Source organism: Kitasatospora sp. NPDC127035 (assembly GCF_042726075.1).
In the GTDB taxonomy this organism is placed as follows: Bacteria; Actinomycetota; Actinomycetes; order Streptomycetales; family Streptomycetaceae; genus Kitasatospora.
On the sequence record NZ_JBHXDN010000015.1, the window covers coordinates 146,317 to 169,408 of the forward strand.

Annotated in this window: 20 protein-coding genes; 13 read left to right on the top strand and 7 right to left on the bottom strand. The window is 73.7% G+C overall.

The features are described from left to right. The first annotated feature begins 1 nt into the window (after nucleotide 1). From atpD to ACFWIC_RS13605, 4 genes are all read left to right on the top strand, one after another. Nucleotides 2-1,447, top strand: coding sequence for a F0F1 ATP synthase subunit beta (gene atpD, locus ACFWIC_RS13590; RefSeq protein ID WP_329883012.1), 1,446 nt, complete (start codon nucleotides 2-4; stop codon nucleotides 1,445-1,447). A 186-nt stretch (nucleotides 1,448-1,633) separates the two neighbouring features. After that, a complete protein-coding gene (locus ACFWIC_RS13595) occupies nucleotides 1,634-2,017 on the top strand; it encodes a F0F1 ATP synthase subunit epsilon (RefSeq protein WP_329883011.1) in 384 nt (127 codons plus the stop codon). Nucleotides 2,018-2,165: 148 nt separating this feature from the next. Beyond that, nucleotides 2,166-2,666: a DUF2550 domain-containing protein gene (locus ACFWIC_RS13600; RefSeq protein WP_030302766.1), complete on the top strand. Its 501-nt coding sequence runs from the start codon at nucleotides 2,166-2,168 to the stop codon at nucleotides 2,664-2,666. 22 nt (nucleotides 2,667-2,688) lie between these two features. Beyond that, the gene (locus ACFWIC_RS13605; RefSeq protein ID WP_329883010.1) at nucleotides 2,689-3,261 is read left to right on the top strand and encodes a cob(I)yrinic acid a,c-diamide adenosyltransferase; all 573 of its coding nucleotides are present in this window, start codon (nucleotides 2,689-2,691) and stop codon (nucleotides 3,259-3,261) included. Nucleotides 3,262-3,286: 25 nt separating this feature from the next. Here the strand turns inward: ACFWIC_RS13605 and ACFWIC_RS13610 are convergent, their stop codons facing one another. Further along, nucleotides 3,287-3,886: a hypothetical protein gene (locus ACFWIC_RS13610; RefSeq protein ID WP_355402135.1), complete on the bottom strand. Its 600-nt coding sequence runs from the start codon at nucleotides 3,884-3,886 to the stop codon at nucleotides 3,287-3,289. A gap of 158 nt (nucleotides 3,887-4,044) precedes the next feature. Here ACFWIC_RS13610 and ACFWIC_RS13615 point away from each other — a divergent pair, with 158 nt between their 5' ends. From ACFWIC_RS13615 to ACFWIC_RS13635, 5 genes are all read left to right on the top strand, one after another. Next, on the top strand, nucleotides 4,045-5,256 hold the full coding sequence (locus tag ACFWIC_RS13615) for a histidine kinase (protein WP_329948546.1): 1,212 nt from the start codon (nucleotides 4,045-4,047) through the stop codon (nucleotides 5,254-5,256). Next, nucleotides 5,253-5,903, top strand: a complete 651-nt coding sequence (locus tag ACFWIC_RS13620; RefSeq protein WP_329883007.1) for a response regulator transcription factor — start codon at nucleotides 5,253-5,255, stop codon at nucleotides 5,901-5,903. The genes ACFWIC_RS13615 and ACFWIC_RS13620 overlap by 4 nt, the downstream gene beginning before the upstream one ends. Before the next feature lie 181 nt (nucleotides 5,904-6,084). Further along, the gene (locus tag ACFWIC_RS13625; RefSeq protein ID WP_329883006.1) at nucleotides 6,085-6,954 is read left to right on the top strand and encodes a 3-hydroxyacyl-CoA dehydrogenase family protein; all 870 of its coding nucleotides are present in this window, start codon (nucleotides 6,085-6,087) and stop codon (nucleotides 6,952-6,954) included. Between the two features lie 416 nt (nucleotides 6,955-7,370). Further along, nucleotides 7,371-7,703 carry an STAS domain-containing protein gene (locus tag ACFWIC_RS13630; protein ID WP_329883005.1) on the top strand — a complete coding sequence of 111 codons (333 nt, stop codon included), beginning with the start codon at nucleotides 7,371-7,373 and terminating at the stop codon, nucleotides 7,701-7,703. 193 nt (nucleotides 7,704-7,896) lie between these two features. After that, nucleotides 7,897-10,308 (top strand): ATP-binding protein, encoded by a 2,412-nt coding sequence (locus tag ACFWIC_RS13635; protein ID WP_380518338.1) that lies wholly within the window; start codon nucleotides 7,897-7,899, stop codon nucleotides 10,306-10,308. A gap of 51 nt (nucleotides 10,309-10,359) precedes the next feature. Here ACFWIC_RS13635 and nucS read toward each other — a convergent pair whose 3' ends face one another. After that, nucleotides 10,360-11,019 carry an endonuclease NucS gene (gene nucS / locus ACFWIC_RS13640; protein ID WP_329948544.1) on the bottom strand — a complete coding sequence of 220 codons (660 nt, stop codon included), beginning with the start codon at nucleotides 11,017-11,019 and terminating at the stop codon, nucleotides 10,360-10,362. 514 nt (nucleotides 11,020-11,533) lie between these two features. On the opposite strand from nucS, the gene ACFWIC_RS13645 reads away from it, so the two are divergent. Continuing rightward, on the top strand, nucleotides 11,534-11,926 hold the full coding sequence (locus tag ACFWIC_RS13645) for an SCO5389 family protein (protein ID WP_329883002.1): 393 nt from the start codon (nucleotides 11,534-11,536) through the stop codon (nucleotides 11,924-11,926). A 243-nt stretch (nucleotides 11,927-12,169) separates the two neighbouring features. Here ACFWIC_RS13645 and ACFWIC_RS13650 read toward each other — a convergent pair whose 3' ends face one another. Further along, nucleotides 12,170-13,318 carry an LLM class flavin-dependent oxidoreductase gene (locus tag ACFWIC_RS13650; protein WP_329948557.1) on the bottom strand — a complete coding sequence of 383 codons (1,149 nt, stop codon included), beginning with the start codon at nucleotides 13,316-13,318 and terminating at the stop codon, nucleotides 12,170-12,172. 387 nt (nucleotides 13,319-13,705) lie between these two features. Between ACFWIC_RS13650 and ACFWIC_RS13655 the strand changes: the two genes are divergently transcribed. Next, nucleotides 13,706-14,029 carry an ATP/GTP-binding protein gene (locus ACFWIC_RS13655; protein ID WP_380361044.1) on the top strand — a complete coding sequence of 108 codons (324 nt, stop codon included), beginning with the start codon at nucleotides 13,706-13,708 and terminating at the stop codon, nucleotides 14,027-14,029. A gap of 91 nt (nucleotides 14,030-14,120) precedes the next feature. Here ACFWIC_RS13655 and ACFWIC_RS13660 read toward each other — a convergent pair whose 3' ends face one another. Further along, nucleotides 14,121-14,885 (bottom strand): ABC transporter permease subunit, encoded by a 765-nt coding sequence (locus ACFWIC_RS13660; RefSeq protein ID WP_329883001.1) that lies wholly within the window; start codon nucleotides 14,883-14,885, stop codon nucleotides 14,121-14,123. Between the two features lies 1 nt (nucleotide 14,886). Further along, nucleotides 14,887-15,891 (bottom strand): ATP-binding cassette domain-containing protein, encoded by a 1,005-nt coding sequence (locus tag ACFWIC_RS13665; protein WP_329883000.1) that lies wholly within the window; start codon nucleotides 15,889-15,891, stop codon nucleotides 14,887-14,889. A gap of 92 nt (nucleotides 15,892-15,983) precedes the next feature. On the opposite strand from ACFWIC_RS13665, the gene ACFWIC_RS13670 reads away from it, so the two are divergent. Together ACFWIC_RS13670 and ACFWIC_RS13675 are read left to right on the top strand one after the other, a co-directional pair. After that, a complete protein-coding gene (locus ACFWIC_RS13670) occupies nucleotides 15,984-16,781 on the top strand; it encodes an alpha/beta hydrolase (protein ID WP_329882999.1) in 798 nt (265 codons plus the stop codon). After that, complete coding sequence (locus ACFWIC_RS13675; protein ID WP_329948542.1) at nucleotides 16,778-17,089, top strand: hypothetical protein; 312 nt, start codon at nucleotides 16,778-16,780, stop codon at nucleotides 17,087-17,089. Before ACFWIC_RS13670 ends, ACFWIC_RS13675 begins: the two co-directional genes overlap by 4 nt. A gap of 194 nt (nucleotides 17,090-17,283) precedes the next feature. Here the strand turns inward: ACFWIC_RS13675 and ACFWIC_RS13680 are convergent, their stop codons facing one another. Continuing rightward, nucleotides 17,284-18,213, bottom strand: coding sequence for a cellulose-binding protein (locus ACFWIC_RS13680; protein WP_327680760.1), 930 nt, complete (start codon nucleotides 18,211-18,213; stop codon nucleotides 17,284-17,286). 107 nt (nucleotides 18,214-18,320) lie between these two features. Further along, nucleotides 18,321-23,036, bottom strand: coding sequence for a hypothetical protein (locus ACFWIC_RS13685; protein WP_380518344.1), 4,716 nt, complete (start codon nucleotides 23,034-23,036; stop codon nucleotides 18,321-18,323). Between the last annotated feature and the right edge of the window lie 56 nt (nucleotides 23,037-23,092).

The window sequence follows — 23,092 nt, forward strand, 5'->3', positions numbered from 1 at the left end:
TATGACTACCACTGTTGAGCCGACCACGGCGACGGGCCGCGTCGCGCGGGTCATCGGCCCGGTCGTCGACGTGGAGTTCCCCGTCGACGCGATCCCGAACATGTTCAACGCCCTGCGCGTCGAGGTGGACAACCCCGACGGCACGGGCAAGAAGGTCCTCACTCTCGAGGTCGCCCAGCACCTCGGCGACGGCCTGATCCGCGGCATCTCGATGCAGCCGACCGACGGCCTGGTCCGCGGTTCGCAGGTCACCGACACCGGTGCCGCGATCTCGGTGCCGGTCGGCCAGATCACCAAGGGCAAGGTGTTCAACGCCCTCGGTGAGGTGCTGAACGTCGACAAGGACGAGTTCGAGTCGCAGGTCCAGGTCCGGTGGCCGATCCACCGCAAGGCCCCGGAGTTCAAGGACCTCGAGTCCAAGACCGAGATGTTCGAGACCGGCATCAAGGTCATCGACCTCCTCACCCCGTACGTGACCGGTGGCAAGATCGGTCTGTTCGGTGGTGCCGGTGTCGGCAAGACCGTTCTGATCCAGGAGATGATCTACCGCGTCGCCGAGAACTTCGGTGGTGTGTCGGTCTTCGCCGGCGTCGGCGAGCGTACCCGTGAGGGCAACGACCTCATCGACGAGATGGTCGACTCGGGCGTTCTGGACAAGACCGCGCTGGTCTTCGGCCAGATGGACGAGCCGCCGGGCACCCGTCTGCGCGTCGCGCTCTCCGCGCTGACCATGGCGGAGTACTTCCGTGACGTCGAGAAGCAGGACGTGCTCCTCTTCATCGACAACATCTTCCGGTTCACCCAGGCCGGTTCCGAGGTGTCGACCCTGCTCGGCCGTATGCCCTCCGCGGTGGGTTACCAGCCGAACCTGGCCGACGAGATGGGCCTCCTCCAGGAGCGCATCACCTCGACCCGCGGTCACTCGATCACCTCGATGCAGGCGATCTACGTCCCCGCGGACGACCTGACCGACCCGGCCCCGGCCACCACCTTCGCCCACCTGGACGCGACGACCGTTCTGTCGCGCCCGATCTCGGAGAAGGGCATCTACCCGGCCGTCGACCCGCTGGACTCCACGTCCCGCATCCTCGACCCGCGGTACATCGCGCAGACCCACTACGAGACGGCCATCCGTATCAAGGGGATCCTGCAGAAGTACAAGGACCTCCAGGACATCATCGCCATCCTCGGTATGGACGAGCTGTCGGAGGAGGACAAGATCACGGTCCACCGTGCCCGTCGCATCGAGCGCTTCCTCTCGCAGAACACCTACGTGGCGAAGCAGTTCACCGGCATCGAGGGTTCGACCGTGCCGCTGTCCGAGACCATCGAGGCCTTCAACTCGATCGCGGACGGCAAGTACGACTCCGTCCCGGAGCAGGCCTTCTTCATGTGCGGTGGCATCGAGGACCTGGAGCGCAACGCCGCTCAGCTGGCGAAGAAGTAATCGCGGCCGGTAGCAGTCGAGCGTGATCGTGAGGGGTGGGCCCCAGCCCTGGGACCCACCCCTCACGTCGCACCGGCTGTGATTCCGGTCAAATCCGTGCCGCCGGTTTCATGCCGGGGGCGCGGGCCCGTTATTCTTACCGAAACTCCCGAGTAATCGGGGGTTGCATGAGCCTAGGAGCCCACGTTGGCTGAGCTGCACGTCGAGCTGGTCGCAGCCGACCGCAAGGTGTGGTCCGGTGCGGCCACCATCGTCGTCGCCCGTACGGCCTCCGGTGACACCGGCATCATGCCGGGTCACACCCCGGTGCTGAGCGTGCTGGAGACCGGTCCGGTCACCATCCGGACCACGGACGGCGGCACCGTGATCGCCGCGGTGCACGGCGGCTTCATCTCCTTCGCCGACAACAAGGTGTCCCTCCTCGCGGAGATCGCCGAGCTGGCGGACGAGATCGACGTCGCGCGTGCCGAGCGCGCACTGGACAAGGCCAAGTCGGACCTCGACGCGCACGCCGAGCGTCGCGCCGAGGTGCGTCTGTTCGCGGCGCGCGGCCTCAAGGCCCACGCCTGAGTGCGCCGGACCCCGCCTGAGCGGGGTCGACCGACGGTCCCGGGGACGCCTGAGCGTGACCCCGGGACTGTCGTCTCAGTTGGTAGGTCAACGCGGTCGCCTGGTACGACCGAAACGGGGAACGCGGGTAGCGAGGAGGTAGGTGAGCATGGTCCTCGCCCTTGTGGTGTGTGCGGCGGTCGTGGCGCTCGGTGTGATCGGGTTGGTCGCGTTCGCGGTACGCCGCCGTGTGATCCAGCGGGTCGGCGGAACGTTCGACTGCAGTTACCGGCTCAAAATGCCCGCCGACGCCTCGACTCAGCCCGACCTCGACGAGAACGGCAAACCCACCTCAGCCCCGGTCCCCCAGACCGACGGCAAGGGGTGGGTTTTTGGTATCGGCCGGTACAGCGGCGACTCCATCGAGTGGTTCCGGGTCTTCTCGTACGCTCCGCGCCCCCGCAAGGTCCTGCCGCGCCGGGAGATCGAGGTGCTGGGCCGGCGCTACCCCGAGGGGCAGGAGGAGCTGGCCCTGCTCTCCGGCTCGGTCGTGCTGCGCTGCCTCCACAACGGCGCGCCGCTGGAGCTCGCGATGAGCGACGACGCGCTGACCGGCTTCCTCGCCTGGCTCGAAGCCGCACCCCCCGGGCAGAGGGTTAACGTCGCCTAACCCCGCGGCTAGTCTTGGCGCCATGGTCAATCTGACGCGTATCTACACCAGGACCGGCGACGACGGCACCACGGCGCTGGGCGACATGAGCCGTACGACCAAGACCGATCCGCGCCTGGTCGCGTACGCGGACGCCAACGAGGCCAACGCCGCGATCGGTGTGGCGATCGCGGCGGGTGCGCTGCCGGAGGACGTCGTCACGGTGCTCACCCGGATCCAGAACGACCTCTTCGACGTGGGCGCCGACCTGGCGACCCCGGTGGTGGAGGACCCGAAGTACCCGCCGCTGCGGGTGCTCCAGTCCTACATCGACAAGCTGGAGGGGGACTGCGACCACTACCTGGAGTCGCTGGAGAAGCTGCGCAGCTTCATCCTCCCCGGCGGCGCCGCGGGCGCCGCGTACCTGCACCTGGCCTGCACGGTGGTCCGCCGGGCCGAGCGGGCCACCTGGGCGGCGATCGAGGCACACGGGGAGAGCGTCAACCCGCTGACCGCCAAGTACCTGAACCGCCTCTCCGACCTGCTGTTCATCCTGGCCCGGGCGGCCAACAAGGAGCGCGGCGACGTGCTCTGGGTGCCGGGCGACAACCGCTGACCCGCGGCCGCCGGTACGGCTGCCGCTACAGCTGCTGGTGCTGCCGCGGGATCTCCCAGCCGACCACGTGGCCGTCCTCGACGATCGCGCCGGCCGGCGGCTCCTTCGGCCAGATCGCGTAGCAGGCGGCCACGATCAGGTTGATCCCGGCCACCATGCTCAGCCGCAGGTACCAGGCGGTGAAGGTGGAGAAGGCGGCGGCGCCGGCGGAGAGCGGCACCATGAGGGTGATCAGGCCGAGCGTGACGCCCGCCGAGACCGTGGTGCGGCCGGCGACCTGCCACTCGTAGCGGGTCCGCGCCGAGCCGTACTTGGGGGAGCGCGCGGGCTTGGGGCCGCCGGCGAAGCGGTACTGGAAGTGCCGGTCGGCCCAGCGGACCAGGGACGGCCCGAACCCGAGGGAGAAGCCCGCGTAGCTCGCCGCCAGCGCGTGCGTCCAGCTCGCGGTGGCGCCGCCGCGCAGGTCGAGCACGGCGAGGGTGAACAGGGTGAGGTCCAGGACCGGCAGGCCGATCAGCAGGGCCGTGCTCACCGTGCGCAGCCGCAGCACGTAGCGGGCGGTCAGGGCCAGCCCGAGGACGACCCAGAAGGCGACCTCGGCGGCGAGGATGAGGGTGACGATCATGGCGGGCCTCCGGGCTGTTCGGTGGTGCTACCAGCCTTCCGCGCGCCGGTCCGCGCGTCGTCGTCGCCGGAGCCGAGTCCGGGCTGCACCTTTCGATGTACGCGCACTCCTCCCCGGACCCGAGCCGCCGGTCCGGCCGGGGATGATCTGATGGGGCTGTGCGCAGACCCACTCTCACCCCGCGGCAGGAAGACCGGGCGATCGCGGTCTTCGGGCTGCTCGGCGGGCTGTTCCTGATCTCCGTCAAGGTCTACGACGGCTCCGAGCACGTCGCCCGCTGGGCGGTCGTCCCGCCGCTGGTGGTGATGGCCTCGCTGGAGCTGGTCCGCCGGAGCAGGCCGGTCCTCATCGCGACGGTCGGCGGGATCGTCTTCGCGGTCAGCATCTTCAACGGCGCGCTCCTGGCGACCACCCTGATGTACACCGACCTGCTGTACGCCGCGGTGCTCTACGGCAACCCGAAGATGTCGCGGGTGCTGCACCTGACCGGTGCGGCCTCGGTGCTGGTGCTGTCCACCCTGGTGCTGATCTACAGCGACGCGCCGACGGCCGTGGCCGTCGTGGTGCTGACCACGCTGGTCTACCTGGCGCCGGTCTGGACCGGCGACATCGTGCGCAAGCACCGCGAGGAGGCGGAGTCCCAGCGGCTGCGGGCCGAGCAGACCGCGCTGCTCTCCGAGATGGACCGGCGGGAGGCCGTCGTCGTCGAACGGGCCCGGATGGCACGGGAGTTGCACGACGTGGTGGCGAACCACCTGTCGGCCATCGCGATCCACGCCACCGGCGCGCAGTCGGTCGCCCGGCGCCAGCGGCGTCCGGAGGACGATCCGCTGGTGGAGGTGCTGGGTGTGATCCGGGAGAACAGCGTCCAGGGATTGACCGAAATGCGCCGCATCATCGGCCTGTTGCGGGACAGCGGCGGGGGAGAGGCCGACGCGTCGTACGCCGCGCCCGACCTGGACGCGGTGGACGCGCTGCTGGCGAAGGCCCGGGCGGCCGGGCAGGACGTCGGGCTGGGCTTCGAGCTCACCGAGCGTGGCGACCGCGGCTCGCTGCCGGTGCCGGTGGGTCTGGCCGCGTACCGGATCGTCCAGGAGTCGCTGACCAACGCGCTCAAGCACGCGGGGCCGGGCGAGGTCCGGGTGCTGCTGGAGTTCCTGCCGGAGGAGCTGCGGATCGTGGTGTCGAGCCCGTTCCGCCGCGGCGCGGGGCAGTCGCTGCCGGGTGCGCGGGCCGGGCTGGTCGGCATGGCCGAGCGGGCCTCGCTGCTGGGAGGCGGCTTCGAGGCCGGTCCGGAGGGCGAGTGCTGGACCGTCCGGGCGGTGCTGCCGCGGGCGCTGGTGACCGAGGGAGAGGGAGGGCGGGCATGACGATCCGGGTGCTGGTGGCGGAGGACCAGGCGGCCGTGCGGGCGGCGCTGGTGATGATCCTGCGGGCGGAGCCGGACCTGGAGGTGGTCGGGCAGGCCGCGGACGGCGAGGAGGCCGTCCGGCTGGCGCTGGAGCTGCGGCCGGACGTGGTCCTGATGGACGTCCAGATGCCCCGGCTGGACGGCGTGTCGGCGACCCGCGAGGTGGTGGCGGCCGGAGCGGCCCAGGTGCTGGTGCTGACCACCTTCGACCTCGACGAGTACGTCTACGGGGCGCTGCGGGCCGGGGCGGCCGGGTTCCTGCTGAAGGACCTGGAGGCGGACACCCTGGTCGAGGGGATCCGGACGGTGGCGCGCGGGGACGGCATGCTGGCCCCCTCGGTGACCCGGCGGCTGATCGGCACCTTCGCCCGTCCGGAGCGTCAGGTGGGGCCGGCGGTCCGGGCGGCGGTGACGGGGCTGACCCCGCGGGAGCGGGAGGTGCTCACCCTGATCGGTGCGGGCCTGCCGAACGGTGAGATCGCCCGGCGGCTGGAGATGGCGGAGGCGACCACCAAAACGCACGTCAGCCGGATCCTGGCGAAGCTGGGTCTGCGCAGCCGGGTGCAGGCGGCGATCCTCGCCCAGGACCTTGGGCTGACGATCTGATCAGCTGACCTTCTCGCCCGCTCGGGTCCGGCGCAGATCACACCTTCGGATCGCCCCATGCCGACCGTTCGGGCACTAAAGTCCGGCCCATGAGCGACGCGGCTCGGCGCCGGTGATCCCTGCCCTGAGCCGCCTTCAGGGCCCGCCCGCCAGGGCGGCGACGGCATCGGGAGACCAAGCCATGAGCAATGTGTCCAGTAAGCGGATCGCCGTGATCGGTGCCGGCCTGATGGGCGCCGGCATCGCCCAGGTCTCCGCGCAGGCAGGGCACCCCGTGGTCCTGCGCGACGTCACCGAGGAGGCGCTCCTGCGCGGCCTCGCGGGCATCCGCGCCTCGTACGACAAGTTCGTCTCCAAGGGTCGGCTGACCGCCGAGGACGCCGAGGCGGCGCTCGGCCGGATCACCACCACCACCGACCTGGACGCGGTCTCCGAGGCCGACATCGTGGTCGAGGCGGTCTTCGAGCGGCTGGACGTCAAGGAAGGCGTCTTCAAGGAGCTCGACAAGCTCGCCAAGCCGGGTGCGGTGCTCGCCTCCAACACCTCCGCCATCCCGATCACCCGCATCGCCGCCGCCACCGGCCGCCCGGAGTCGGTCGTCGGCGTGCACTTCTTCTCGCCCGTGCCGCTGATGAAGCTGGTCGAGCTGGTCCGCGGCTACAAGACCAGCGACGAGACGCTGGCCACCGCCCGGGCCTTCGCCGAGGGCGTCGGCAAGGACGTCGTGGTGGTCAACCGCGACGTGGCCGGCTTCGTCACGACCCGTCTGATCACCGCGCTGGTCGTCGAGGCCGCCAAGCTGTACGAGTCGGGCGTCGCCAGCGCCGAGGACATCGACGCCGCCTGCCGGCTCGGCTTCGGCCACCCGATGGGCCCGCTGGAGACCGCCGACCTGACCGGCGTGGACATCCTGCTGCACGCCGCGCGGAACATCTACGAGGAGACCCAGGACGAGAAGTTCGCCGCCCCCGAGATCATGGCCCGCATGGTCACCGCCGGCGACCTGGGCCGCAAGAGCGGCCGCGGCTTCTACCCGTACCCGGCCAAGTGACCGGTCGGCGCCGCTGAGCCCGCGGGCCGTGCGGTCGGAGCACCGCACGGCCCCGCTCCGGGGTGGGTGAGTTTCCTCACGCCGGTGTCGCAGACGGGTGATTTGGGCGGTAATCGAGCGTAGGTGTGGAGAGTTCCTGCGTATATTCCCTCGGACGAGTGAAGTTGCTTCAGATCTGGCCGGAACCAGCAACCCGCGGGGCTGGTTCGCCGTCAGATGAGGGGGAACCCGGGATTCCGGCCGGGGCCGGGCGTGGGGCCGAAGGCCCGCCCGAATCGACACCGTCATCGATACCGACATCGACCACCGACCGACACCGACACCCCCGCATCCTGACCCGGCACGGCCGGGGCGGACGCAGCGGGACGACCCCGACCAGATCCGCCACGCAGGTCCGCCACGCGGAGGAGGAGAGCATGCGCATCACCGGCAACCACGTGGCGCTGGCCATCGAAGGCCGCCTCGACGTGCGCACCGCCGCCGACGCGCGGGCCCGGCTGCACCAGGCCGTCGACGGCGGCCTGGGCGACCTCGTGCTCGACCTCGCCCGGCTCGAGTTCTGGGACGCCACCGGCCTCGGCGTGATCATGGGCACCCACCGCCGGGCCGGCCGGATCGGCCGCCGCCTGGTGCTCCGCTCCGTCCCGGCCCAGCTCCAGCGGCTGCTGGTGGCCACCCGGCTGCACCGGATCCTCGCCGTCGAGGGCATGATCGCCGAACCCCGCGGTGCCACCCTGCCGGTGCTCTGACCGGCGGTCGCGCGGCCGCGGACGCCCGGTGCCGGGAGGCCGCTGTGCGGGCGGGCGCGGATGTGCGAGAGTCTGGCGTCAGGAAACGGCCGCCGGGGCCGAGCCCGGCCCCCCCGGCCTTCGACCGGGAGGTGCCCCCGGTCCGCGGGCGGCCGGACGAAGTCGTCGGCGCGAGCGTGGGGCGGAGCAGATCGTGGGACAGCCATCCGGTGAGTTCCGGCAGGAGGCCGTACGGGCCCGGAGCGGTGAGCTGGTCACCGGCGGGCTGCTGGTGACCGTCGGCACCCCGGAGGGATCCGAGGTGCGCCCCTGCCCCGACGAGTGGCGCCCCAGCCCCCGCCGGACCGAGCGCAGCGGCCCCGCCCGCGGCCCGTCCGGTGACGCCGGCCGCCAGGTCGGTCCGCTCGCCCTCGGCGCCGGGCCCGCCGACCTGCCGCTGCTCGACCGCGAGGCCGACGTCGCCCAGCTGCTCGGCCTGCTCGCCGAGGGCCGCTCCATACGCCTGGTCGGCCAGGCCGGATCCGGCCGCAGCGCCCTGCTGTCGGCCGTCGCCGAGTCGGCCGGCGACCTCGCCCCCGGCGGCGTCGTCCAGCTCTGCGGCCACCGCCGCACCGCCGCCGACCTGCTCCAGGACCTCTTCGCGGCCACCCACCACGCCCCCGGCTTCCGCCCCGACCCGGCCCAGCTCGCCGAGCACCTCGCCCGGGTCGGCGCGATCGTCGTCGTCGACGAGGTGGAGCCCTCCGGGCCGGAACTGGAGCAGTTCCTCGCCGCCGCGCCCGACTGCGCCTTCCTGATCTCCGTCGCCCCCGACAGCCCGCAGCTGACGCCGGACTCCCGGCTCCGCGACCACCTGGTCGCCGGCCTCTCCCGGCCCGCCTGCCTGGCACTCGCCGCCCGGCTGGCCGGGCGGCCCCTGGACGCGGCCGAGAAGGCCTGGGCGGTGGACCTCTGGTTCGAGTCCGAGGGCCTGCCGCTGCGGTTCGTCCAGGCCGCCGCGCTGCTGCGGCAGCGGGACGTCGCGGTGGACGCCCTGGTCGCCGCCGAGGACGACCGCATGGACGTCTTCGGAGCAGTCCGGGAGCCGGTCCACGACCCCGACCCGGCGGTCCGTGAAGCCGCGCTGCGCGGGAACGTCCCACTGCCCTCGGTCGCCGAGTCCACGCTCCCCGCCGTCCGGCTCGCCGAGGGCCTCGGGGAGACCGCCCAGGCCGTACTGCGGCTCGCCGTGGCGCTCGGCGGCGAGTGCCCGACCGCCCCGCACCTGCCCGCGCTGATCGACGTCGGCCAGGGCGAGAACGCGCTCGCCGAGCTCGCCGACGCGGGGCTCGCCGTCTCCATCGGCGGCCACCACCGGCTCACCGCCGGGGCGCTGGAGCTGCTCGCCCCGCACTGGCCCGCCCGCGGCAGCGTCGACGGCGCCGCGCAGCACTTCGCCTGGTGGGTCGGCCACTCCTCGGTCTCGCTGGCGCAGATCGCCGCCGAGGCCGAGGTGGTGATCGGCGTACTCCTGGCCGACCGGGCCGCGGGACGGCACGCCTCCGTACTGCGGCTGGCCCGGGCGGCCGCCCCGGCGCTGGCGCTGGCGCTGCGCTGGGGGGCCTGGGAACGCGCCCTGCAACTGGGTCTGGAAGCCGCCCGGAAGACCGGCGCGCGGGTCGACGAGGCGTGGTTCCACCACGAGTTGGGCGTCTACGCGATCTGCGTGCGGGAACCCGGCCGGGCCACGGCCGAGTTGGAGGCCGCACTCGCCCTGCGGGCCGCCCTCGGCGAGCAGCGCGGGGCGCCCGGCGCCCGGCGGATGCTCGACCTGCTGCGCGCCGACGGCCGGCAGCTGCCGCCCGCCGCGCCGGCCGGCTCCGGGTCCGCCCGCCGGCCCGTCATCCGGGCCATCGCCCAGGTGCCCCTGCGGCTCAGGGCCACCACCACGGGCCCCGGCCGCACCAGGCGCACGGTGATCGCCGCCTCGGCGGCCGTGCTCGCGCTGGGCGTCCTCGGTACGGCGGTCGCGATGACGGCCGACGGGGAGCCGAAGGGAACGGATCCGCACAGCAGCAGCGACGACGGCTCCCTGCCGACCGGCACCCGGCCGTCGCCCCGCTCCGGCAGCCCCCGGCCGACCGCCTCGGGACCCTCCTCCACGGCCGCGCCCGAGACCTCCGCCCCGACGGCCCCGCCCACGGCCGAGGAGCCCGAGGACGGGCCCTCGACGGGCGCCGTCGCCTCGCGGTCACGGTCGGCCTCGCCGTCGGCGTCGAAGCGGCCGAGCCGGTCGCCGAGCACGGGGACGACGAGCACCGCCCCGCAGTCCACGGCCCCGGGCCAGTCGCAGCCGGCGGGCGGCGCGGGGGGAACGGGCGGCAACCCGCCGCCCCCGGGCGGCGGCACGGGCGGCGGAGGCGGCACCGGCGGGAACGGCACCACGAACGGGGGAACGGCGGGCGGAGGGTCCACGCAGCCCCCCGGAGGCGGCACGCCGCCGGCCACCCAGCCCCCGGCGACCCCGACGACCGTCCCGACGACAACGGTCCCCTCGACCACGACGACGCCGCCGGACTCGGGGAGTCCGACGGCGTCCACGACGTCCGCGTCGCCGACCGGCTGACGGTCGGCGACGCCGGGTCGGGTCTGCGGGTGGGGTCAGGTCAGGTGCGGGTCAGAACAGCTTCAGCTTGTCGTCGTCGATGCCGCGCAGCGCGTCGTAGTCCAGGACCACGCAGCCGATGCCCCGGTCGGTGGCCAGCACACGGGCCTGCGGCTTGATCTCCTGCGCGGCGAAGACGCCCTTCACCGGGGCCAGCAGGGGGTCCCGGTTGAGCAGTTCCAGATAGCGGGTGAGCTGTTCCACACCGTCGATCTCGCCGCGCCGCTTGATCTCGATGGCGACGGTCGCGCCGTCCGAGTCGCGGCAGAGGATGTCGACCGGTCCGATCGCGGTGGGGTACTCGCGGCGGATCAGGGACCAGCCGGCGCCGAGCACCTCCATCCGGTCCGCGAGCAGCTCCTGGAGGTGTGCCTCGACACCGTCCTTGATCAGACCCGGGTCCACTCCGAGTTCGTGGGACGAGTCGTGCAGCACCTCCTCCAGCGTGATGATGAGCTTCTCGCCGGCCTTGTTCTCCACCGTCCAGACCCCGTCGGCGACCTTGAGGGCGCACGGCGGGGACATCCAGTTGAGCGGCTTGTAGGCGCGGTCGTCGGCGTGGATGCTGACGCTGCCGTCGGCCTTGACCAGGATGAGCCTGGTGGCGGAGGGCAGATGGGCGGAGAGCCGACCGGCATAGTCGACTGAGCAGCGGGCAATTACGAGACGCACGGTCGACCACGCTAGCCCACCGGGGCCAGTTGATGCGATTCCGCGACGGCCGGGTGAAGAATCCGCGAACCCCGCGAACATGGATGCCCTGCGATCCCTCGAAAGCCTGTCGGCACCCTGGCGGCCACCACCATTGGCAGCTACGGTGTGTGACGGCTTGCTTGCGGGATCGCTGTCAACGGGGATGGAGACTTCAGATGAACGATCCGACGGGATCCGGCCAATCTGGTGCACCGGGGCTCATTCCCGGAGCAATCAGCCGGAACCACCGGTCCGGTCCGCCGTTGACTGCCACGCTGTTCTGAGCGGTTGGCGCCCCCGACCACGTCCCTCAACGGGTCCTCGGCGCCCCCGCCTCGGCGCGGTGCCGGAAACAAGGCCGTCCGACGGCGTCACACCCGTCCGACGGTGTTCCGGACATCCCGCGCTTCACCCTCACCCTCACCCTCAGCTCGGACTTGGACTACGCACCACCACCCGTGCGCCGCGCGGGTGGACCGCGAGAGGAGAATCCATGTCGCTCGACGTCTCACCGGCCCTGCTGGAGAAGGCCGAGCGGGACGAGGTCGACGAGCGGGAGTTCGTCGACTGCGTCCGCGTCTCCCTGCCGTACGCCTGGGACCTGATCAGCTCGCTGGTCGCCCAGGCGAAGGTCGACGGCACCGACTTCGCCGACAACCAGGTACCTCCGCCCAGCGAGCAGGCCCGCGGCCAGCTCCTTCGGGCGCTCGCCAGTGACGCCATCCGGGGTGCCCTGCAGCGGCATTTCGGTGTCCAGCTGGCCTTCCAGAACTGTCACCGGGTGGCGGTCTTCGTGCCGTCGTCCGCCAACAAGAAGCGGTACGAGCGGTTCACCTCCGTTCGGGCGCAGCTGCTCAACCAGTCCGAGGAACTGCGGGACTGCTGAGCACCGGTCGGCTCGCGCCGGATACGCCACCGGGCCGCCCGCCCCCACGAAGGGGGACGGGCGGCCCGGGCCGTGTTGTCGCCCGCTTGCCTCCGGGCCTGCTCGGGGCGGGTGTCGCCCGCTCGCCTCCGGGCCTGCTCGGGGCGGGTGTCGCCCGCTCGCCTCGGGCCTGCTCGGGGCGGGTGTCGCCCGCTCGCCTCCGGGTTGCTTCGGTTCGGTGCGCGCGGCCGGGTCCGACCGGCTTCAGCTCAGTTGCGGCAGCACCTCGGAGCCCAGCCGGGCGATGTTGTGCAGGGTGGCCTCGTGGTCGCCGCTTCCCTCGGCGAGCAGCGCGAAGCGGCGGATGCCGGTCCTTTCGGCGGTGGCCAGCAGCCGGTCCGCGCACTGCCTCGGCGTGCCCACCGCGTGCAGGTCGCAGAGGAGTTCGGTGTACTCGCGGGGGTCGCGCATCTTGCGTTCCCGGCCGTCCACCGTGCGGTGGGCGCCGAGCCCGTACTCGAACCACCCGGGCATCGCGCGCAGCAGGGTGGCCCGGGCCGCCGAGGTCCGGTCGTCCACCTGGGCCACGCCGGCCGCGACGTGCTGGCGGCCGACCCGCCGCAGCTGCTCCTCGCTGCGCCCGGCGGCCAGCCAGGCGGAACGATACAGCTCCAGCATGTGCAGCTTGTCGTCGTCGCCGGAGTGCATGCCGAGCAGCATCGGCAGGCCGCGTTCGGCGGCGTTCCGCACCCCGCCCGGCGAGGTGCAGGCGACCACCACCGGCGGGCCGGCGACCGGTCGGCCGACGGCGGTGAGCTCCTCGCCGGGGCCGTCGGCGTCCTGACGCTGGCGGGGGAACCGGAGCAGCCCGCTGCGTTCGTCGACGCCGAGCCAGGCGCCAAGGTCGGGGCGGCGGGGCGGCTCGGTGGCCCGGGGCACCACGGCCACTTCGGGGAACTCGAACTGCGGTCCGGACGCGCCCACCCGGGAGCCGCGCAGCCAGCGCAGCAGCAGGTCGAGCCGTTCCGGGAACCCCTGCTCGAAGGCCTCCACGCCGCCACCGAACACGTCCAGGTCGATCCAGGGCCCGCCGCGCCCCACGCCGAGCGTGAACCGCCCGCCGGACGTGAGGTGGAGCAGCGCGGCCTGTTCGCCGAGGGCCACCGGGTGGGCGGTGGAGAGCACGCTGACCGCCGTCCCGATGCCGATCCGCCGGGTGCGGCCGAGCAGCAGCGCGGCCAGGGTGGCGGCGTTCGGGCAGACCCCGTACGGGACGAAGTGGTGTTCGGCGAGCCAGACGCTGTCCAGCCCCGCGCGTTCGGCCTCGACGGCGGCGCGGACGGTGCGGTCCAGCGCCTCGCCGTGGGTCTGGCCCGGGAACTGTGCGGAGAGCAGGAAGGCGCCGACGAGCACGGGAGCGGTGTCCGCGGGTGCGGCACCGGCCCGTTGGACGGTCGGCAGGGGAGTGCCGGCGGTGCCCGTCGCGGCGGTGGTGGTCAGCGCCGGGCCGGGTGCCGGCGGGCGGACCCCGACGGGTCGGCGGGTCTCGGCGCGGGCGCTGGTTCTGGTCATACTGAGAGCCTCCTCGGGTGCGCGCAGGGTCTGCGGGCCCCGCCTGTCCCCTCGTGAGTAGCCCATGTCATGTGCCAATGGCACGCCGAACCACCAATTTCCCAGAAGAACGGGTGGATATCACGGGAAACACCGGAGCACGGTCCGATGCCGTGATAGAGACCCGGCGGGCGGCCCCCGGCCGTAGGCTTGAACGGTTCCGCGACCACCGTAGAGAGGTAGCCCGCCGTGTCGCCCCGCCGTAACCGGATCAAGATCGCAGCCGACCGCGAGCCGGCCGAGCAGGCCGCCCCGCCGGGGGGTGCGCTGCGCCGCACCGACAACTACCAGGGCGAGGACTGGGTGGTGCAGACGGTGGCGGGTACGGCGGGCCGGCACTACCGCTGCCCGGGGTGCGACCAGGAGATCCCGCCCGGTGTCGGCCATGTGGTGGCCTGGCCGATGCACGGCGCGGGGGTGGACGACCGCCGGCACTGGCACCGGGCGTGCTGGGGCGCCAGGGAACGCCGGGCCTCGAACCTGCTCCGCGGCCGCGGCGCGCCCCGGTACTGACGGCGACGCCCCTTCCCCCCGGCCGGCCGCGGCTCGGGAGGGGGAAGGGGCGTGGACCGTGCGGGGGCGGCGGTGGAGGCGGCGCGCGCCGTCAGGCGTCCCGCCGCTTCAGCACCAGCGCGCCGCCGGCCAGGGCGGCGACCGTCCAGGCCAGGCAGATGAGGAAGCCGGTCCACGGCCCGTACGGCTGGCCGTTCTGCTCGTACACCAGCATCATCCGGGAGCCCGCGTAGTCGGGGAAGTAGTGGGCCAGCGTCTTGACCTTCGGCACCGCCGACAGGATCGGCGAGAGCAGGAAGAAGAACGGGACCAGCACGCCCAGCGCCAGCGTCTGGTTGTGCAGCATCGCGGTGACGCCGGCCGAGAAGAGGCAGAGCATCGTCAGGTAGAGCGCGGCCCCGAACACCGCGCGCAGGACGTTCGGTTCGCCGAGGTCGGTGGAGTGGTCGCCGAGCAGGGCCTGGCCGACGAAGAAGGTGAGGAACGCCGTCACCAGCGAGACCGCCAGGGCGAGTCCGCCGAGCACCACCGCCTTGCCGGTGAGGAGCGTGCCGCGCTGGGGGACGGCGGCCAGGGTGACCCGGATCATCCCGGTGCTGTACTCGTTGCCGACCGCCAGCACCCCGAAGACGATGATGGCCAGCTCGCCGAGGATGATGCCGGAGAAGGCGGTGCCGGTGGCGTCGAAGGGGCTGTCGTCGCTCCGGAACTCCTCGAAGTTGTTGCGGGTGAGCAGCGACAGCAGGGCGCCGATGCCGAGCGTGATCACGAAGGTCAGGGCGAGCGTCCAGATCGTCGAGCGGACGCTGCGGATCTTGGTCCACTCGGACTGCAGGATCGCGGGGAAGGACGCCATCTCAGTTCTCCTCGGTACGGGGGGCCGCCGGCTGCGCCGCCTTGCCTCCCTGCCAGTCGGCGCCCCAGACGCCGGGTGCGCCGGCCGCGTCGCGGCCCGGGCCGTCCCCGGCGTGGTACTCCACCGAGTCGGCCGTCATCTGCATGAAGGCCTCCTCCAGGGAGGCCTGCTGCGGGCTGAGTTCGTGCAGCACCACGCCCTGTGCGGCGGCCAGCTCGCCGAGTGCGGCGAGGCTGCCGTCGACGACCTCGTACGAGCCGTCCGGGCCCGGTTCGTGCCGCACTCCGGCGCCGGCCAGGACGTCGAGCAGCCGTTCGGGCTGGGGGGTGCGCAGCCGGACGGCGGAGCGGGAGTTGCGGCGGATGAACTCGGCCATCGACAGGTCGGCGAGGAGCCGGCCCCTGCCGATGACCACCAGGTGGTCGGCGGTGACGGCCATCTCGCTCATCAGGTGGGAGGAGACGAAGACGGTCCGGCCCTCGGCGGCGAGGCGCTTCATCAGGTTGCGGATCCAGAGGATGCCCTCCGGGTCGAGTCCGTTGACCGGTTCGTCGAACATGACGATCTCCGGGTCGCCGAGCAGGGCGGAGGCGATGCCGAGCCGCTGGCCCATGCCGAGCGAGAAGCCCCGGGCGCGCTTGCGGGCGACCGGGGTGAGACCGACGAGGGCGAGCGCCTCGTCGACCCGGCGGGTGGGGATGCGGTTGCTCTGGGCGAGCCAGAGCAGGTGGTCCCGGGCCGTGCGCCCCGGGTGGACGGCCTTGGCCTCCAGCAGCGCGCCGATGTACTTGAGCGGTTCGCTGAGCTGCCCGTACCGTCTGCCGTCGATGGTGACGCGGCCGCCGGTGGGCCGGTCCAGGTCGAGGATCATGCGCATGGTGGTGGACTTGCCGGCGCCGTTGGGGCCGAGGAACCCGGTGACCACGCCCTGGGGGACCTTGAAGCTCAGCCGGTCCACGGCGAGGGTCTTGCCGTAACGTTTTGTCAGCTCGTGCAACTCGATCATTCGCGCTCCCTTACTCTCCGTCAGGCTATGACAAAGGGGACAATGCGGCCCGCTGAGTGGGCCCGCCGGGCGCACCGGAATACGGTGTGCCCATGACCCAGCTCCCCTCCGCAGTGTCGGTCCGCGAGAGCGGTACCGGAACTCCCCTCGTGCTGCTGCACGCCTTTCCGCTCAACGCCGCCATGTGGTCCTCCCAACTGGACGAGCTGCCCGGACCGACCGGGGACGAGGCCCGGGTGATCGCCCCCGACCAGCGCGGCTTCGGAGGCACCGTGCTGGGCACCGACGAGCCCTCGCTGGACGCGGTCGCCGACGACGTCGCCCTGCTGCTGGACGCGGCCGGGGTCGACCGGGCGGTGCTCGGGGGCCTCTCGATGGGCGGGTACGTGGCGCTGGCCTTCGCCCGCCGCCACCCCGACCGGCTGGCGGGCCTGCTGCTGGCGAACACCAAGGCCACCGCCGACACGGAGGCCGCCCGGGCCAACCGGGAACGGATCGCCTCCGCGGTGCTGGCCCGCAACAGCGTCCGGCTGCTGCTCGACGAACGGATGGCGGCCGGCCAGCTCGGCCCGGACTCGCAGCACCTGGCCGACCGGGTGCAGACGCTGATCGCCGCCGCGCCGCCGGCCGCCGTCGCGTGGGCGCAGCGGGCCATGGCGGCCCGGCCGGAGACGCTGGACGTCCTGGCCGGGCTGCGGGTGCCGACCACGGTGGTGGCGGGTGCGGAGGACGGCCTCGTGCCGCTCGCCGAGGCGGAGCTGATGGCGCGGGCCCGGCCGGACGCGGAGCTGACGGTGCTCCCCGGGGTGGGTCACCTGAGCGCGATCGAGGCGCCGGAGGCGTTCAACGCGGCCGTGCGCCGGCTGCTGGTCCGGGTGGCCGCCGGATGAAGGACGAGCGGGAGCGCTGGGACTTCTCGGCGCTGGAGGTGACCGGCCGGATGCCGGTGACCAACCGGGGCGAGGGACTGCTCGAACTGACCCTGGAGCCGCTGGGAGAGGACTACTGGATGCGTCCGGGGGAGACGTTCATCGTCTCCTCGTACGGGGACTTCGGCTCGGGTCACCCGTTCGAGGTGCAGTACTGGCCCGATTCGGTGTCGGTCTGGTGCACCTCGTGGTTCGGCACCGTCTCGGACGACGACGGCAACCAACTGAGCTGCGGGCACCAGCGGCCGGACGGCGCGTACCCGCGCTGAACGCGCCCCGGGGCGGCCCGGGAAGCCCCCGGCCGTCTCCCGGGCTTCCTGGGGGCCTCCGGGGCCCCTGTGACGCCGGCGGTCACGCCGGTCCCGGAGGCGGCCCCCGGAGGCGGCCCCGGAAACGGGGGAGCCGGTCCCGGACAGCACGACGGGCCCCCACCCCGGAGGGTGGGGGCCCGTCGGTCAGGGCGTCAGCGCGACTGCTGGGCGGGCACGCCCAGGGAGTCGTCGCCCGGCAGCGAGGCGGCGGCCACGGCCGCGCCGGTCAGCGTCGCCAGCATCTCGCGGACGTTGGTCAGCTGGGCGTTGATGCTGTCGCGGCGGTTGGTGAGCGCCGCCAGCTCGCGCTCGGACTCGCTGCGGATCCGGTCGGCCTTGGCGTTCGCGTCGGCCACGATGTCCTCGGACTGGCGCTGGGCCGTCTCGACGGTCTGACGGGCACGGCGCTCGGCGTCGGTCCGCAGCTTCTCGGCCTCCAGGCGGAGCTGCTCGGCCCGGTGCTCGATCTCGGCCAGACGCTTCTCGGCCTTGGCCTGACGGGCGGCGAGGTCGCGCTCGGACTGCTCGCGGCGCTTGGCCAGGTTGGTCTCGAACTCCAGCGCGGCCTGGGCGGCCTTGGTGCGGGTCTCCTCGAAGAGGGCGTCCGCCTCCTCGCGCTTGTTCTGGGCGTCCTTGTTGGCCTCGGCCCGCAGCTGGGCGCTGTCGCTCTTGGCCTTGTCGACGATCCGCAGACCCTCGTCCTCCGCCTTGGCCTTGCGGTCCTTGGCGTAGTTCTCGGCCTCCGTGCGGACCTGCTGGGCGGCCGCCTCGGCCAGCTCGCGGTGCTGCTCGGCGGCGCGGTGCGCCTCGTCGCGCAGGTCCTTGGCCTCCTCCTCGGCGAGCCGCAGGATCTTCTCGACCCGGGCGCCGAGACCCGCGTACGAGGGCTCCGCCTCGGCGACCGCCGCCTGGGCGGTCTGGGTCTCCAGGTGGAGCTCCTCGATGCGCTTCTCGAGTGCGCTGATCCGGGTCAAGGCACTGTCACGGTCGGCCACCAGCTTGGTGATCCGCTCGTCGACCTGGGCGCGCTCGTACCCACGGCGCACCAGGTCGAAGCCGTGAGGGGAGTGACTGTCGCTCATGGGGTTCTGGGCTTCCTGTCGTCAAACCGCTGAGGTGGTTGAGGGAATCCTGACACGGTACCGGAGTGTCGACGGCGAAACGCCGTTGTCTCGCGGACAATGTCCGCTCAATCGGGTGGTGCGCTCTTGGAGCGATTGCCACTCGACCGGGGAGCGCCAACTCCGGCACCGGCCTTGGCACCCCCGTCCTTCTTGGTGGTGCTTCCCCCGTTTGCCTGCGCGACCGGCGACGGCGCCTCGAAGGCCTCCAGCGCGGACAGCACGTCCTGCACGCGGGAGATCTCCGTGTTGATGTCCTTGCGGCGGCGCACCAGCTCGTCCAACTCGCGACGGCCCTCGTCGGTGACCCGCTTCGCCTCGGCCCGTGCCTCGGCGAGCAGCCGCTCGGCCTCCGCCTTCGCCAGCTCGACCTGCTCGTCCGCGGCCTCGTCGGCGGCCCGCAGCCGCTTCTCCACCTCGGCCGCCGCCGAGTCGAGCCGCTCCTCCGCCTCGTCCTGGGAGGACTTCAGCTTCGCCTCGGCCTTGATGATCAGTGCCTCGGCGCGGCTGGTCGAGTCGGAGAGCTTGGTCTCGGCCTCCTTGAGCAGGCCCTCGGCCTTGCGCACGGCCGAGATCCGGACCTTGCTGGCCTCCGCGGACGCCACCGAGGTCAGCTCGTTGGCGCGGTCCTCGGCGCCCGTGACCAGCGCCGCCGCCCGCTCCTCGGCCTCGGCGACGGTGGCGACCGCCTGCTCCTCGGCCTCGGTCAGCTGCTCCTGGGCGGCCGTCACCAGCGCGTCCACCCGCTCGCCGGCCGACTTCATGGCCTGCGCGTTCTCCTTGCGGGCGCGCTCGTGCAGGGCCTCGACCTCGGCGTCGGTGCGCTCGCGGAGCTCCTCGGCACGCTCACGGATCGCCGTGGCGTCCCGGCGGGCCTCGGAGAGCAGCGCGTCGGCGTCGGCCCGGCCCTTCTCGACCGCGTCCTGACCGGCCGCCTCGCCGGCCCCGACCAGCCGGTCGGCCTCCTTGCGGGCGGCCGCGACCATCGCGTCCGCCTGCTCCTCGGCGGCGGCCGTGGTGGCCAGCGCGGTGGTCTGGGCGTCCTCACCGAGCGACTCGGCGTCCGCGAAGGCCTTCTCCAGGACCGACTTCGCCTGGTCGCGGGTGGCCTTGTCGAAGTGCTCGGCGGCCTCGCGGATCTCGGCGTCGAAGGCGTCGGCACGGGCGTGGGTCGCCGTGTCGTAGTCGTCCGCGAGGCTGCGGGTGGCGAACGCGTACTCCTCGGCCTCGGCACGCAGCTGGGCGGCGAAGTCCTCCGCCTCGGCGACCAGCGCGGCCGACCGGTCCCCGGCGGCGGCCACCGTCCGGGCGGCCAGTGCCTCGGCCTCGGCGCGCTGCTGCTCGGCGGCCTCCTGGGCGGCGTGCAGCTCGGCCTCGGCGTCGGCCCGCACCTGCTGGTCGTAGGCGTGCGCCTCGGCGTGGCGGCGGGACAGTTCGGCGTCGGCGGCCTCCCGCTCGGCGGTCAGCTCAAGCTCGGTCTGCTCACGCAGGGCTGCCGTCTCGGCGGCGGTCCGGGCGCGCAGGTCGGCGGTCTCGCGCTCGGCGAGCGCCCGCTGCTCGGCGGTCTCGCGGTCGGCCAGGGCCCGCTGTTCGGTGGTCTCGCGGTCGGCGGCGTCGTGCAGCTCGGCCACCGCGCGGTCGGTGCGCTCGCGCAGCTCGGTCGTCTCGCGGTCGGCGAGCGCCCGCTGTTCGGTGGTCTCCCGGTCGGCGGTGTCGCGCAGGTCCGCGGCGGCCTGCTCGGCCCGCTCCCTGACCTCGGCGGCCTCCCGCTCGGCGGCGGCCCGCAGATCGGCGATCTGCTGCGAGGCGGTCGCGTGCAGGCCGGCCACCGACTGGCGGACCTCGGCGGCCTCCTCCTCGGCGGCCTCGATCAGCGCGGCGGCCTCCAGATCGGCGGCGGCGATCAGGTCCTCGCCGTCCAGACGGGCCTGCTCCAGCACCTCGCCCGCCTCGGCGCGGATCGAATCGGCGGTGGCGCGGGCCTCGGACAGCTCCCGGCCGGCCTCGGCGCGGACCGTCCCGGCCTGCTCGTCGGCCAGCGCCAGCTCGGCCTCGGCCCGCTCGCGCATCTCCTTGGCGGCCTTCTCGGCCTCGGCCCGGCGCCGCTCGGCGGCGGCCCGGGCGGCCTCCAGCGTCTGCTCGGCCTCGGCCCGCAGCCGGGCGGTCTCGGCGGTGGTGCGGTCGGTGAGTTCGGTGGCGGCTTGTTCGGCTTCGGTGCGGACGCGGGCGGCGTGTGCGTCGGCGGCTTCGCGCAGTGCCGTGGTCTCGGTGGCGGTGCGGTCGGTGAGTTCGGTGGCGGCTTGTTCGGCCTCGGTGCGGACGCGGGCGGCGTGTGCGTCGGCGGCTTCGCGCAGTGCCGTGGTCTCGGCGGTGGTGCGGTCGGTGAGTTCGGTGGCGGCTTGTTCGGCCTCGGTGCGGACGCGGGCGGCGTGTGCCTCGGCGGCTTCGCGCAGTGCCGTGGTCTCGGCGGTGGTGCGGTCGGTGAGTTCGGTGGCGGCCTGCTCCGCCCGCTCACGGGCCGCCGTGGCGGCGGCCAGGTGCTCGGCGGTCTCCTCGCGTTCCCGCTGCAGACCGGCGGACGCCTCCTCGCGTTCGCGCCGGCTCTCCTCGCGCAGCGCCTCGGCGGCGGCCTCGGCCTCGGCCCGGCTCCGGGCGACCTCGGTGTCGGTCTCGGTCCTCAGCCGCTCCGCGTCGGCGACGGCGGCGGCCCGGACGGAGGTCGCCTCGGCCTCCGCGTCGGCCCGCAGGACCTCTGCGGCGGTGCCCGCCTCGGCACGCACCCGCTGGTCGAACTCGTGTGCCTCGCGGCGCAGTTCGGCTGTCTCGCGCTCGGCGGCGGCCCGGTTCTCGGCAGCCGCGGCCTTGGCCGCGGCGAGCGCGCCCCGGCCCTGCTGCTCGGCCGTGGCCGTGATCTTCGCGGCCTCCGTGCGGGCCCGCTCCAGGGTCTGCTCGGCCCGCCCCTGGGTCTCGGTGGCCTGCTCCTTGGCCTGCGCGCGCAGGCGCTCGATCTCGCCGGCCGCGCCCGCGCGGAGCTCGTCCGCGTCGGACTTGGCCTTGGTGAGCAGCTCCTCGGCGTTCTTCGCCGCCTCCTCGATCTGCAGGACGGCCTGCCTGCGGGCCTCGCCGCGCACCCGGTCGGCCTCGGCGGCGGCCTGGGCGCGAAGCTCCTCGGCCTCGGCGCGCAGCCGCGCGGCCTCGTCCTGCATCTCCTGGATCCGCTCGCGGATGGCGGCGGCGTCGTCCAGGGCGGCGTTCTGGGCGGCCTCGACGGCCGCGCGGGCCTGCTCGCGCAGCCGCTCGGCCTCGGCGGCGGCCTCGGTGCGGATCCGGTCGGCCTCGGTGGTGGCCTCGGTGCGGGTCGTCTCGACGTCCCGGCCGGCCCGGGCCAGCATCTCCTCGGCGGTCTTGGCGGCCTTGGCCAGGTGGACGGCGGCGTCCTTGGCGCCGGCGGCCCGGCCGGCCTCCTCGGCCTCGCCGCGCAGCCGCGCGGCGGTGGCCTCGGCGTGCGCCCGAAGCTCGGCGACGTCCCGCTCGGCCTGGCCGCGCAGCTCGGCGATCGCGGCCTCGGCCTCGGCGCGCAGCTGTCCGGCCACCGACTCGGCGGTGGCGCGCAGCCGCTCGCTCTCCTCGGAGGCGGCGGCCTTGGCGGCTTCCGCCTGGGCCTGCTTGGTGGAGGCTTCGGCGCGGATCGCCTCGGCCTCCTTGGTGGCCTGGGCGACCATCCGGGCGACCTCGGCCCGGGCGGTCTGCGAGCGCTGCTCGCTGGCGGCCTCGCCGTCGGCGACCTTCCGCTCGGCGGCGGCCTCGGCGTCGGCCTGGAGCTGCTCGGCGGCGACCTCGGCCCGGGCCCGCAGTTCGGCGGCCTCCTGGCGGGCCCGCTCGGCCTCGGCGATCGCCTCGGCGCGCAGCCGCGCTATCTCCGCCTGGGCGTGGGCGAGCGCCTGCTCGGCGCGGGCCTGCTCGGCGGCGGCCTCCTCCTTGAGCCGGCCGATCTCGGCGTGGGCGACGGTCAGCTGCTGTTCGGCGGCGACGTGCGCGGCGGCCAGCTGCTGCTGGGCTTCGCCGCGGGCGGCGTCGACGTCGGCGGCGGCCTGGGCGCCGGCCTGCTGGGCCTGCTCGGAGGCGGCGCGCAGCATCCGCTCGGCGTCGGTGTGGGCGCGCTGGAGGGCGGCCTCGGCGGCGGCGTGGGCCTCGCCGCGGGCGGCGTCGACGTCGGCGGCGGTCTGCGCCCGGGCCTGGTCGGCCAGGGCGGTGGCCTCGGCGCGGGCAGCGGCCATCATCCGGTCGGCCTCGGCGCGGGCGTCCTGGAGGAGGCGCTGGGCCTCCTGCTCGGTGCCGGCCCGGGTCTGCTCGGCCCAGTTGACGTTCTCGTTGACGTGCTGTTCGGCGCTGCGCCGCAGCTCGGCGAGCTCGTCCTCCAGCTGGCGGCGGCGGGCGGCCAGCTCGGCCTCCAGCCGGGCCGTGCGCTCGGCGGCCTCGGCCATGATGCGCTGGGTGGCGGCCTGGGAGTCGCGAAGCTGGCGTTCCGCGTCGGCGCGCAGCTGCTGCGCCTGCATCTCGGCAGTGCGGAGCATCTGCTCGGCCTGGCCGGAAACGGCGTCGAAAGCGCGCGGCTGGGCCAGCATGCGACGGGACTCGTGCAGCTTGGCCCGGAGTACCTCCACCTGGTAGGCGAGGTCCTCGGCATGCTCGACTGCCTTTTCCCGTTCCTTCCGAGTCCGATCCATGTCGGCCTCGAACTGGGAGAGGTGGTCGTCAACCTCGTAGCGGTCGTAGCCCCGCACTCCGCGGTCCCATCCATCTCCTGGTCGCGTCCTCGACCCGGCCGGTCCGGTGCTCC

Coding starts and splice junctions, on each gene's coding strand:
- ACFWIC_RS13630 (WP_329883005.1), top strand. CDS start 7,371: ATGCGCATCACCGGCAACCACGTGGCGCTGGCCATCGAAGGCCGCCTC.
- ACFWIC_RS13600 (WP_030302766.1), top strand. CDS start 2,166: ATGGTCCTCGCCCTTGTGGTGTGTGCGGCGGTCGTGGCGCTCGGTGTG.
- ACFWIC_RS13645 (WP_329883002.1), top strand. CDS start 11,534: ATGTCGCTCGACGTCTCACCGGCCCTGCTGGAGAAGGCCGAGCGGGAC.
- ACFWIC_RS13670 (WP_329882999.1), top strand. CDS start 15,984: ATGACCCAGCTCCCCTCCGCAGTGTCGGTCCGCGAGAGCGGTACCGGA.
- ACFWIC_RS13610 (WP_355402135.1), bottom strand. CDS start 3,886: ATGATCGTCACCCTCATCCTCGCCGCCGAGGTCGCCTTCTGGGTCGTC.
- ACFWIC_RS13680 (WP_327680760.1), bottom strand. CDS start 18,213: ATGAGCGACAGTCACTCCCCTCACGGCTTCGACCTGGTGCGCCGTGGG.
- ACFWIC_RS13620 (WP_329883007.1), top strand. CDS start 5,253: ATGACGATCCGGGTGCTGGTGGCGGAGGACCAGGCGGCCGTGCGGGCG.
- ACFWIC_RS13660 (WP_329883001.1), bottom strand. CDS start 14,885: ATGGCGTCCTTCCCCGCGATCCTGCAGTCCGAGTGGACCAAGATCCGC.
- ACFWIC_RS13665 (WP_329883000.1), bottom strand. CDS start 15,891: ATGATCGAGTTGCACGAGCTGACAAAACGTTACGGCAAGACCCTCGCC.
- ACFWIC_RS13605 (WP_329883010.1), top strand. CDS start 2,689: ATGGTCAATCTGACGCGTATCTACACCAGGACCGGCGACGACGGCACC.
- ACFWIC_RS13625 (WP_329883006.1), top strand. CDS start 6,085: ATGAGCAATGTGTCCAGTAAGCGGATCGCCGTGATCGGTGCCGGCCTG.
- ACFWIC_RS13675 (WP_329948542.1), top strand. CDS start 16,778: ATGAAGGACGAGCGGGAGCGCTGGGACTTCTCGGCGCTGGAGGTGACC.
- atpD (WP_329883012.1), top strand. CDS start 2: ATGACTACCACTGTTGAGCCGACCACGGCGACGGGCCGCGTCGCGCGG.